13 protein-coding genes are annotated in these 11,911 nt (G+C 41.1%); 11 read left to right on the top strand and 2 right to left on the bottom strand.

Annotation, left to right across the window (positions count from 1 at the left end):
* Nucleotides 1-14 precede the first annotated feature (14 nt).
* The gene (locus tag K6C05_RS09760; protein WP_296734193.1) at nucleotides 15-665 is read right to left on the bottom strand and encodes a prepilin peptidase; all 651 of its coding nucleotides are present in this window, start codon (nucleotides 663-665) and stop codon (nucleotides 15-17) included.
* Nucleotides 666-908: 243 nt separating this feature from the next.
* Here K6C05_RS09760 and cpaB point away from each other — a divergent pair, with 243 nt between their 5' ends.
* From cpaB to K6C05_RS09810, 10 genes are all read left to right on the top strand, one after another.
* The gene (gene cpaB / locus K6C05_RS09765) at nucleotides 909-1,886 is read left to right on the top strand and encodes a Flp pilus assembly protein CpaB (protein ID WP_296734194.1); all 978 of its coding nucleotides are present in this window, start codon (nucleotides 909-911) and stop codon (nucleotides 1,884-1,886) included.
* 1 nt (nucleotide 1,887) lies between these two features.
* Nucleotides 1,888-3,192: a pilus assembly protein N-terminal domain-containing protein gene (locus K6C05_RS09770; RefSeq protein WP_296734197.1), complete on the top strand. Its 1,305-nt coding sequence runs from the start codon at nucleotides 1,888-1,890 to the stop codon at nucleotides 3,190-3,192.
* Nucleotides 3,189-4,001 (top strand): AAA family ATPase, encoded by an 813-nt coding sequence (locus K6C05_RS09775; protein ID WP_296734199.1) that lies wholly within the window; start codon nucleotides 3,189-3,191, stop codon nucleotides 3,999-4,001. The genes K6C05_RS09770 and K6C05_RS09775 overlap by 4 nt, the downstream gene beginning before the upstream one ends.
* Nucleotides 4,002-4,016: 15 nt before the next feature.
* Nucleotides 4,017-5,147: a P-loop NTPase gene (locus K6C05_RS09780; protein WP_296734202.1), complete on the top strand. Its 1,131-nt coding sequence runs from the start codon at nucleotides 4,017-4,019 to the stop codon at nucleotides 5,145-5,147.
* 97 nt (nucleotides 5,148-5,244) lie between these two features.
* Nucleotides 5,245-6,108, top strand: a complete 864-nt coding sequence (locus tag K6C05_RS09785) for a type II secretion system F family protein (protein WP_296734204.1) — start codon at nucleotides 5,245-5,247, stop codon at nucleotides 6,106-6,108.
* A 161-nt stretch (nucleotides 6,109-6,269) separates the two neighbouring features.
* Nucleotides 6,270-6,515, top strand: a complete 246-nt coding sequence (locus K6C05_RS09790) for a hypothetical protein (protein ID WP_296734207.1) — start codon at nucleotides 6,270-6,272, stop codon at nucleotides 6,513-6,515.
* A 48-nt stretch (nucleotides 6,516-6,563) separates the two neighbouring features.
* Nucleotides 6,564-7,007 carry a TadE family protein gene (locus K6C05_RS09795; protein ID WP_296734209.1) on the top strand — a complete coding sequence of 148 codons (444 nt, stop codon included), beginning with the start codon at nucleotides 6,564-6,566 and terminating at the stop codon, nucleotides 7,005-7,007.
* 21 nt (nucleotides 7,008-7,028) lie between these two features.
* Nucleotides 7,029-8,411 carry a CpaF family protein gene (locus K6C05_RS09800; protein WP_296734210.1) on the top strand — a complete coding sequence of 461 codons (1,383 nt, stop codon included), beginning with the start codon at nucleotides 7,029-7,031 and terminating at the stop codon, nucleotides 8,409-8,411.
* Nucleotides 8,411-9,367: a type II secretion system F family protein gene (locus tag K6C05_RS09805; protein WP_296734212.1), complete on the top strand. Its 957-nt coding sequence runs from the start codon at nucleotides 8,411-8,413 to the stop codon at nucleotides 9,365-9,367. The genes K6C05_RS09800 and K6C05_RS09805 overlap by 1 nt, the downstream gene beginning before the upstream one ends.
* An 8-nt stretch (nucleotides 9,368-9,375) precedes the next feature.
* The gene (locus K6C05_RS09810; RefSeq protein WP_296734215.1) at nucleotides 9,376-9,735 is read left to right on the top strand and encodes a DUF192 domain-containing protein; all 360 of its coding nucleotides are present in this window, start codon (nucleotides 9,376-9,378) and stop codon (nucleotides 9,733-9,735) included.
* Nucleotides 9,736-9,820: 85 nt separating this feature from the next.
* On the opposite strand, the gene K6C05_RS09815 is transcribed toward K6C05_RS09810, so the two are convergent.
* Nucleotides 9,821-11,065: a Tad domain-containing protein gene (locus tag K6C05_RS09815; RefSeq protein ID WP_296734216.1), complete on the bottom strand. Its 1,245-nt coding sequence runs from the start codon at nucleotides 11,063-11,065 to the stop codon at nucleotides 9,821-9,823.
* Nucleotides 11,066-11,213: 148 nt separating this feature from the next.
* On the opposite strand from K6C05_RS09815, the gene K6C05_RS09820 reads away from it, so the two are divergent.
* A partial coding sequence (locus tag K6C05_RS09820) for an NAD-binding protein (protein ID WP_296734218.1) occupies nucleotides 11,214-11,911 on the top strand: 698 nt, incomplete at its 3' end.

Consider the following 11,911-nt stretch of genomic DNA (forward strand, 5'->3'; position numbering starts at 1 on the left):
ATAACTGAAGGCACTCAACAAAACAATGAAACTATCAAAGCACTGAGGGCAAAATAAGGTCCATAGGGAAACATATCTCTTTTATGGCACCTTTTTGTCAGCAAAAGAAACAGGGCCGCCAATCCCCCCAATATTATTCCCATAACAGCTGTAGAAAGCAGGTCCTCACAGCCCAACCAAAGCCCTAATACGGCCAGCAGCTTAACATCACCGCCACCGAAACCACCCCTGGTCAGTACTGCCAAAAGCAAGAACAGGCCTCCACCTATAACAGATGCTTCCAAATGGTCAGCAATAGGATATCCCTGCAAAAGAAGCCGGATTATCCCTATAATCAGAAATAATATCAGCTGTTTGTCAAAGATCAGCTGCCAAAACATGTCGCTGACAACTACCTGCATCATAAACACAGCCAGTATATATGTCTGGAAGGTATACCCGGCACTAAAACCGCTGCTCCACCATGCAACTCCTGCTGCCAGCACCGGAACACTGGTCGATATAATTTTCAGGACAGCATTATTTATTCCCTTCTCACAACTTACAAAGGACAGTGCCACATCCTGATTTTCCTCCGCTAATTTATATGTCCAGAAAAGCATGATTTTATTTATTCCCACGGCCATAAACAAAAATAATGCCCACAATATTACTATTTGCACCACCAGACCATCTCCATCCTCTATCCTATATCAACCTTATCATGATTTACTTCCCCCCACCTAAAGAGGAAGGGGCCATCTTACACTTGTTATGAAGCTAATAAGATTAAACACCATATCGACATTCCTGATAAACAATAATCTTACAAAAACTGAAAAATAATTTACCATAATTTGACAACGCTAGTATAATTATATGATATCATAGTTAGTAAATAAAAATTAACTGCAAGGGCAGGTATTCACATGAAATCATCTTTTTTTCAAAACATTTCCAGCTTTATTGAAAACATAAACTACAGGTATTGGATCATAGCATCGGCTATTGTCAGTCTTTTATTAGGCCTTATGGTATTTCTTTACCTGGGAAGCGATTCATCTTCTACGAAGCAGAACGACAACAGGGAAACCATACAGGTAATAGCCGCCGCCCAGGATATTCCTCCGAGGACTTTGATTCAGTCCAATATGGTAAAGTCCGTAGCAGTTCCCAAGGACCTAGTCCCGGATGGTGCCATAACCAATGCCTCCGAAATCGTTGGAAAACCAGCAGAAAATCAGATTTACAAGGATGATATCATTACCGCCAAAAAGGTTCTCATGGATATAAAGATGGCTGGATTTACAGGCTGGATCCCACCAGATTGCAGGGCTGTTTCCATAGCCATCAATGATGTAACCGGAGTTGCAGGATTTGCCCGGCCCGGAGATTATGTTGATATCATGGTTATAACCGGCAGTAATAATGACAAACGCGTATCCAGCAATATAATTTTGCAGAATGTTCTCCTTCTGGCCATCAACAAAACGCCTTTAAGTGAGGGTGATAACAACAAGGGTGCAGCCCAAAACGGCGATACAGGGAAAAATACTCCTCCCGGCAATACCGGGGGAGGCATTTCCGCTATTCAGGCTCCGGCAACAGCCACCCTGGCCGTCACCCCAAAGGATGCCCTGAAGCTTTTGACAAATGCCAATGCAGGTACCTTATATCTGGTATTAAGGCCATATAAACCAAGAAATACCTTCAGTGCATTTACTGAATACTCTAAGTTGAATAATCATACTGCTCCACAGGCATCTGCACCTGTAAAACCGGTACAGCCACAACCTTCATATACTCCACCGGCTCCTTCAATCCCCGCCGAGCAGCCCAAACCAGCTAAAACATACGGAAACATTGAGATAATTCGTGGTACAACCGTAACAAGAGAAGGTAATTAAAATGATAACAAAAATATATTCCTGGCATTTGAATATCTTAATATTGATTACTGCAATATTTCTTTTGCTTCCGCCTTCTATGACAGAAGCTCAGATTCAGTCCCTTGAATTAGAGGTAAATCAGTCTTATTTCTATTCCAACCCTGATGCCTCAGATATTATACGCGTTGCTGTGGTCAATCCAAAAATTGCAGATGTTAGTGTCATCAATAATCAGTCATTGAATATTATTGCCATATCGCCTGGCTCAACCAGCCTGACTGTATGGTTCAATGACGGGACCCTGCAACAGATTACGGTTTGTGTAGCTGCTACAGATTCAAATTCTGCAAATACCATAAAAAAAGCCATTAACATTCCAGGTGTCTCTGTGGAAAAAGTCGATGGCAAAATTCTTCTTCAGGGCACAGTAGTTAACCAGTATGAAAAGGAACAGGCACAGAATATCGCATCCCTGTTTGTAGAAAACAAGGATCAGGTCATTAACCTGCTGGAAATGAGCGATCCTGTCCAGATCAACCTGGCCGCACTGGTCATAGATATTACCACCTCTGATGCCCGTGACATTGGAATTATCACCGGATCAACCGGAGCAATAGGAAACAGCTCTCTTGATTTCAGTGGCATTACCTTTGGCAGCTTTTATGGTGGCCAGGATTACAAGGAATATGGCTCAAAATTCTATAACAATATCAATTTCAAGCTGAATGCATTAATTCAGGATGGAAAGGCCAAGATTTTATCCAGGCCTAACATTACAGCCCTTAGCGGCAAAGAAGCTGAAATTCTTATCGGTGGAGAAATTCCAATTCCTACCAGCAAACAGGGAGACATTTCTGTTACATGGCGTGAATATGGTATAAAACTCCATATCCAACCAACAGCTACCCCTGACCTGAAAATTACTACCAAGGTGGTGGCAGAAATCAGTTCCTTGGACAGTGCCAATGCCGTTTCAACTACAGCCGGCAAAATTCCTGCCCTTATTTCCCGTAAGGCTTCAACCAGCATCAACATTCCTGACGGTCACACCATGGCCATTGGTGGTCTGATGAACAACAGTGACAGCAAAACTGTCAGCAAGATACCTATCCTCAGTAGCATTCCTATAATTGGTGAATTCTTCAAGAATACAAGCACCAGCAAGGATAAGCACGAGCTGATCATCCTGATTACACCAACTATCGTAGACAGTAATAATGACATAAAGGCCTCTGACAGGATGATTAATGAAATTGAGGAAGCCAGAAACAATTACAATGCCATGAAGAAAATCAACCCTAATAAGCAGGAGACAGACAAATGAATGAGTCACAAATAGATGGTGCAATTATTACATTTTTCAGTACATCCTCTGCCGTGGGAAAAACCCTTATCGGCATCAACATGGCTTCAGAATTGGCCCGCGAAGGCTATAGTGTATGCCTGGCTGATTTTGACCTGCAGTTCGGTGATGTAAAAAACTATCTGCAGCTGAACACAGATTACAGCATTACAACCCTGTGTGACACAATGAAAACCAACAGCAGTCACCCTTTGACACCATTGCTGGCCACCTACACCTATAACAATATATCCTTTCAGGTAATACCGGCTCCCCAAAAACTGGAAGAAGCGTATACCCTTGAGCCTGATTCCATAATTGATGTAATAAAAAAGCTGCGTAGCCAATATGATTATATAATCATTGACACTACTTCCATGTTCAGTGTATTGAACCTGGCATTATTGGATATCAGTACAATAGTAACATTTCTGGGGATAGTCGATTTTATTCCTACGATAAAAAACATGAAAATTGGCAATGACACCCTTAATACCCTGAATTATGATGCCAATAAAATTCGTCTTGTGTTGAACCGCAGTGACGCCAAAACCCGTATTGATTTACAGGATGTAGTAAGAATTCTGGGCGACAATTTTTATCATATACTTCCCAATGATTTTGAATCGGCAAGACAATCCATAGCAACAGGTATTCCATTGGTATTAAGCGATCAAAAAAGCGACCTTACCCGGGCCTTGCAGTCACTGGTATCAAAATACACCAACAAAGGGTACATGTCCACCTACAAAGACAAATCCTCATCATGGATTTCTAAATTTTTTGGATAAGGAGGTTCCTTCATTATGATGATGCATAATATCATGCTGGTAGAAGGCAATCGTCTGATGCTGGAACAGCTCTCAAATATCATAAACAATACTGAAAATGTCAAGCTGGTGGCCCGGTATCAGGATGCCAATGAAGCCCTGGGACAGGGAATTGTGTTTACGCCATCTGTAATACTGCTGGATGCGGACCATCAGGACAGTATACGCGTATTGGAAGAGTTCAGCCGTGTTTTTCCTAATGCAGCGATTATATGCACCGGAGAAAAATGGCATGCAGAAAGCTCCAGCCTTTATGTAAATGCCGGTGCCAAGTGCTTTCTGGTAAAACCTTTTTCCAGTGACGACCTCACTGAGGCCATCGCCTCCTTCAGTAACAGCACATTCAATACCACCTCCAAGGTAATTACTTTTTTCAGTCCAAAGGGGAAAAGCGGCAAAACAACCCTGATAGCGAACCTGGCCATGGCTATTGCCAGACGATCAAACAGCACTGTTGGTATTATTGACGCCGATCTTCAGTTTGGAGATATGGCCCTGTTTTTCAACCTTACCCCGAAAAGCACTATTGTTGAAGCTGCCAGGGATACTGATTTTTTGTCCCCGGTTTCACTAAATTCATACTATGTTCCATTGGTTAAGAATGTATCTGTCCTCTGTGGCACAAAAGAGCCCAGCCTCATAGACAGGGTCAGTATTCCGGCCCTTGAGTCCCTGATAAATATGTCAAAAAATCTCTTTCAGTATCTGCTTATTGACGTTCCTGCCGGATTTAACCCTACTTCCATTGCCGCTGCCGAAATGTCTGATATCACCTATATTGTCAGCATGCTGAATGGGGGTTATGAACTACAGCACATTCAACGGGCCCTGGAAATCTTCAAGTGCTGGCCGGATTACCAGAAAAGGGTCAAGACATTACTTACCCGTGTGGAGCCCTGCACTATTACAGCGCAAAAGCAATTGGCGGATGCCATCGGCTATCCTGTAGAAGGAATCATCCCAAATGCTTTTCTCGAAATTTCCGACGCTGTAGATGATGGTCATATGGCACTGGATTTAAATCCAAATAGCATCCTTTCCCAAAGGATTAATTTTCTGGCAAAAAAAATAATAATGAACAAACAGGATGATGAAGATGATTTTTAAAATTATTATCTCCCTGCTTACTTCCTTTGCCATTTTTGGTCTATTAATGTTTATTCTTAAATATAAAAGGAACAAAAACCAAAAAGTTCGACAAAGGATGGAGTTTTTTTCAAATTATGGTACTGAAACGGTATCTTCCCGGAAACTGACAGTCACCATACAAAAAAAAGCCCTTGAACTCTTCCACCAAATTGGCAGGCTGACCCATGAGATTCAGAAAAATAATTATTTTGATCTGAAGATGCAACAGGCTGATTGGCCACTTTTGGGAACAGAATTCCAAATACTGCTTGGTTTGCTGGGATTATTGACAGCAATTATATTCTTCTTTTGTACCCTTGATGTATTCAGTATAATAATTGGTTTATTCTGTGGCATAGCAATTGGGGTGATTATATTAAAAATCAGGATTCATCGGCGTCAGAATGCCTTTTCAAATCAGCTTAGTGATATGCTGAAAATGATTGCTGATGCCATGCGGTCAGGATACAGCTTTATGCAGGCCATGGAATATATAAGCAATGAAATGAATCCACCTGCTTCCCGTGAAGTAGAATTACTCATCCGGGAGACCAATCTGAATGTCCCTCTGGAAACAGCCTTGGAACATATGACCCAACGCCTACAAAACAAGGACTTTGAGCTGGTTGTAACCGCTGTACTCATACAGCGGCAAATAGGGGGTAATTTGTCCCATATTTTAGACACCATAAGTGTTACCATTAACGATCGGATAAAAATGCGCCGGGAAATCAGGACTCTCACGGCTCAGGGACGATTATCAGGCATTATACTGGCTATTTTGCCATTGGCACTGGGTGCATTGATCTATATTGTCAATCCGGACTATCTGAGACCTCTTTTTGAAAATGAAATTGGCTATTATGCTATAGTTATCGCCTTAATTTTAGAGCTCATTGGGTTTATAATTATTCGAAAAATCATCGATATTGATATGTAATTTAAGTTTTTTATATTTTCAATAAAAATGAGCAAAAAGCACTATACAAATTAAATAATTTATTTTATAATGTAGGACAGTTAATTTCACTTAACTTTTGTACGATATATTTTGTAGTACAAAAGACACATTCAAACCTATTTTCGAAGGGAGATTTATTTATGTCCAAATTCTTTAAAAACTTCAGCCTGCGTTATTTAGCTCAAAAGGGTCAAGGAATGGTTGAGTATGCTCTCATACTTGCATTTATAGTAGGTATCGCTGCATATATGACCTCCTCCAACGGTATTGGTTCAGCAATCAAGACCACTTTCTCCAATGTAACCAGCACCCTTAACAACGCCAATACAAATTCTACTTCTAACAGTAGCAGCCAGGATCAGAGCACTCAGTCTTCCAATAACTGATCAGGGCAGACAATTATTTATTATTTAAAATATAAGGGGGCATGATGTATGAAATTCCAACGGGGACAGTCCATTGTGGAATTCGCCATTATCATGCCTCTTTTTCTTTTGTTTATTTTTGGCATTATATATACAGGCTTTGCATTTTCAGATTATCTCATGCTGAATCATACAGTCAGAAGCGTTGCCCATGAGGCTTCACTGGCTGATACAGAGGATGAATATCCGAATATCATTATTAACAACACACAATATGCTGTTTTAAAAAGTGATTTATACAAATGGGAGCCAGACCGTACCACCGGTACCAATAATAAGTATCTCACCATCAAACATGATAATACACGACACGAGGTTATTGTAACAGCAACCGCAACATACAATACCTCCCAGTCATATATTGCCCGTCTGCTTAATGGATTTTCCAGCAGTTATACTGCTGATGCAATAACTATGGAATATATCATGTACAGTCCGGACAAGGATAATTAATGGTGAAAGGGGGAATTTCATTTGTCACTTCTGGATAGATTAGGCCGACCAAATCAACTTAATATTCAGGTAAGAATATTTGCGTCCAGATCCGCAGAGCCAATTGACAATTCCTACCATAAAACCAAGCTTCAGATTCATCAGCGCATTGTTGCAGAAATGACCCCTGCAGAACAGATGGTTTTATCATCTAAAAATCAGGATATTGCTGAAATTGAACGGATAATCGACTCCTATGTGCAAAAGGTCATGGATGAAAATCCCTTTGCTATTCCCCGTGGTGAACGCGTAAAAATAGTAAATGAACTTCGCGATGAAATGCTTGGCCTTGGACCATTGGAAAGTCTCCTTAAGGACGATTCCATTACTGAAATAATGGTTAATGGGGCTAAAAAGATTTTTGTGGAGCGACTGGGCAAGTTGACCCTTACGGATATACATTTTCATGATAACGAGCACCTGATGAATATAATAGAGCGAATCTTATCCCCTCTTGGCAGGCGAATTGATGAAGCATCACCCCTGGTAGATGCCCGTCTGGATGATGGTTCCCGAGTAAATATAATCATCCCTCCCCTATCCTTGGTGGGACCTGTGCTCACTATCCGAAAGTTTTCCCGTACCCCCCTTACCTTTGATAATCTGATTAATTTTGGCACATTAAACCGGAAAATGGCTTCTTTTCTCCAACTATGTGTCAATGCTCGCATAAATATTCTGGTATCAGGTGGTACCGGTTCGGGAAAAACCACTACACTAAATGCCCTTTCTTCATTTATTCCCAGCAATGAACGCATTGTTACCATAGAAGATGCTGCAGAGCTCCAACTCCAACAGCCCCATGTGGTCACATTGGAATCACGCCCGGCCAATATTGAAGGAAAAGGACAAATTACCATTCGTGATCTGGTTCGTAATGCTCTTCGTATGCGCCCCGACAGAATAATTGTCGGCGAAGTACGCTCCGGAGAAGCACTGGATATGCTGCAGGCCATGAATACAGGTCATGATGGGTCTCTGACTACTGCTCATGCCAACAGTCCAAGGGATGTACTCAGCAGATTGGAAACAATGGTCCTGATGTCCGGTTTTGATTTACCGGTCCGTGCTATACGGGAACAAATTTCATCTGCCATCGACCTGATAGTACACCAGGGAAGAATTAAGGACGGCAGCCGCAAAATAACTCATATTACTGAAGTACAGCATTTAGAGGGAGATATTATAACAACCCAGGATTTGTTTTACTATGAAATGGATGGCATTGATGATACCGGAAAAGCACAGGGACATTTTAATTCCACCGGACTGCTTCCAAGTTTTATGGAAAAATTCCATGCTAACGGAGTAGAGCTGCCACCTGATTTGTTCCAAAATATAGATACGGCAAAAGGAGATTTCTGATGTTTATAACCTTTTTATTTGCAGTATCGGTTTCATGTCTGCTCTTCCTCATTTTTTTGTGGCTGATTGCAAAATATTTACTGCCAAAGGCCACTTTAAAACAGAGGCTGAACTCGTTGAATACGCTTAATACAGTAGATGCCAGCAGAATGAACAACCTGCTTCTGCGCAAGACAGAAGCTTCTCCAAAGGATACTCCATTATATGAAAGAACCGTAAAACCATGGTTGAATTCTGTCGAGAATTTTTTCTACCATTTCACCCCAGAAGCCATAAAGAATGAAATAGAGCACCATTTAATTCTTGCCGGGAAAAGTCACCTGCTTTCTCCCGGGGCTTTTTCTGCCATCAGCTTTATCTTTATGGGATTGGGAATTTTTCTCGCATATAATTACACCAGCAGCAATAATAATTTGGTTATGCTGCAAAAAGTTGCATTTACCTTTATCGGAGGCGCAGCAGGCTCCGCAATGCCATTTATCATTCTCAATATCATGGCCGAGAAGCGTAAAAAGCTCATGCTTCAGCAATTGCCTGATTTCCTTGATTTGATGTGTGTCAGCGTGCAGGCAGGCCTGACCTTTGAGGCAGCCATCAAAAAAATTATTCAGCGAATGACCGGCCCACTGATAGATGAATTCAGACAGACAATGGATGATATGCGCATGGGCACACCAAGACGATTCGCATTAAAAAACATGACCCTTCGCTGTGAACTGCCGGAATTATCCCTTTTTATAACATCAATTATCCAGTCTGAACGCCTGGGAACCAGTATCAGCAACACGCTTACCATACAGGCTGAAAATATGCGGGAGCGCAGGCGTCAATCCATCAAGGCATTGGCCCTCAAGGCACCGATAAAAATGCTCTTTCCCTTAATCTTTTTCATTTTTCCGGCATTGTTTGTAGTTGTATTACTGCCGGCTATCCTGACCTTGATGAAACAATTTTGAGGTACAATATGATTGATATCTGCTTAAAAAGTTCTGCGGGCACATCACTGCATTTTGCTGCTGAAGTGGCCGATACCTTCCTAAAAAGATTTATTGGACTTATGGGGCGCAGGACCCTGCTACCGGGTACGGGACTGATATTATACCCATGCAGCAGTATTCATATGATGTTTATGAGATTTCCCATTGATGTACTTTTTTTTGATAAAAGCATGAATATCATTAAAACCGGTCACAGACTAAAGCCATGGACAGGCTTCAGCATAGCACCAAGGGCCTATGGGGTCATTGAGCTTCCTGCAGGCAGCCTGGAAGCCCTCCGGAATCAGGACAGGAATTGGACCCTGATAATGCACTTACCTCTCTGATTTACCCATATCAACCCAAAAGAATGATAACTCCAGTCATAAAATAAAAAGTGCCAGCTCACTGCAAGAGTGATCTGGCACATTTTTATTCCCAACTTATTTGCTTGTAATCAACTAACAGCACTTCTGTATTACCTGTATCATCTGTAGGTCCAGTATAGTTCTTCTGGCTGTAATAGCCCTGACTTTGCAGGTTGAGGTTCTGTCCGACCACAATGCTGCCATAAAAATCATATCTGTTATCATTGACACTGACTGAACCATATGGCGCATAGATATTACCGGTAAAAGTTCCTCCATTGCAATTCAGCCACATATTCCCATAGCCGGTATAAACAAAAACAATTGGCCGCCCATTCAGCATATTGGCACTGGTATTGAAATTATTGATGTTATCACAGATGATATACAATGGATCATTACTGCTGCCTACAATGGCATCACTTAGGCTTATATTAAAATTAGGGAGACTGGAATATATAACATTTACCCCCTGCTGGCTCAAGTTATTAAGTGTATCACTGTTCAGGTTTTGCATGTTCTGATCAGTTATTTTATAAGTTGAATCCAAGGACATCAGTGACTTTATCGTTGTGTTATAATACGAAGTTATATCAATACTGCTATCATATTTCATAGTATTGACATATCCCTGCTCCTTCGCCTGGTTAACAGTGATGGAAGAGTTGCCGTCAGCCCCGAAGGCCCCTGATTTTAAATAAATTTTGTCAGCAGCACTATTATAGCCATTCTGATTTGTAAAAACCATGTCACCATCATATGTAGAACAGTTATTTTTGGTCTGGTAGATATTAAAATTATCATAATTCTGAATGGCGTTTATGGAGTAAAAGCTACCACCCACAGTAAACAGATTATTGAAAAGACTGCTGCCACTGCCAGTTGCGTTTTGATCATTCCGTCTGAATCTGGAACAACCTATGGCACTTATATCCACATAATCACCAAGGTACGGAAAATACCTCAAAAAATATAATGGGACTTTTTCCTTAAGGGTGACTCTAAAGTAAATCAGCTTTGATGCTGACTCCCTGGATTGGTACAAATAATCCAGGCTATCAGCATCAGGATGATTTTTGTCAATATATGATCCCGCAGCCTCATTGGCATTTGGATGATTATATGTCTCATCATCAGAGGCAACAAAAGCATAGCCACCGGCCAAGGCTGCCGAGTCGGCTGCATTCTGCAGTCGGGAGTGATGAAGGTATAAATTTCCAAAATCAATCACTATCCCGGTAAACACCATTATTAAAGGAATTAAAACTGCCGTAAAAGTAAATATTGCTCCACGCTGATTATTTATCATATGACCTATTACCTACCTTTTCTTTACCTATACAGTATAGCAGATTTGGACCACAAATAGTTGATAAATCAATATTTTTATGGTTTTTTTATTCTGAAAATAGTATCATATACCTTGAAAATGCCCTTGAATGTTAGGAGGTCCCATTATGCGGATTATTATAGTAGGTGCCGGAAAGCTAGGCTACACTATTGCTGAACGCCTTTCCCAGGAAGAATACGATGTGGTAGTGGTAGATAATAACGCAGCCCGCCTGCAGAACATACAGGATTCTCTTGATGTACTGACTGTCACTGCCAATGGATCCAGTCCAATAACCATGAATAATGATGATATACGGGATGCTGATGTATTAATTGCTGTAACTGCCACCGACGAGGTGAACATGGTATCTTGTATCCTGGCCAAAAAGCATGGTATCAAACGAACAATAGCCAGAATCAGGGATATGCAGTTTATTTCTGAGGCAAAGGAATATCTTAAATCAAATTTTGATATTGACCTGATGTTGAATCCTGAGCTGATAATGGCCATGGAAATCAACCGTATCCTCATGGTTCCTGCTGCCCTGAACATTGAGGATTTCGCTGATGGACAGGTGCGCCTGTTTGAAACAAAGGTAAAAAAGGACTCCTCCTTATCCAATATCAAATTGAAGGACCTTGATATGCCAAAAACTATAATTGCTGCCATGATTTTCAGGGGACAGCGTATGATTATTCCACACGGTGATGATAGTCTGCAGCCAAATGACAATGCTTATTTCATTGGACTTACCAAGGATATTAACAGCTTCAGCAAAAATTTGGTTGAACGCAATAATTCAAAATTGGAAAAGGTCACTGT

It is taken from the genome of Anaerovibrio sp., from assembly GCF_024697385.1.
Classification (GTDB): Bacteria; Bacillota; Negativicutes; order Selenomonadales; family Selenomonadaceae; genus Anaerovibrio.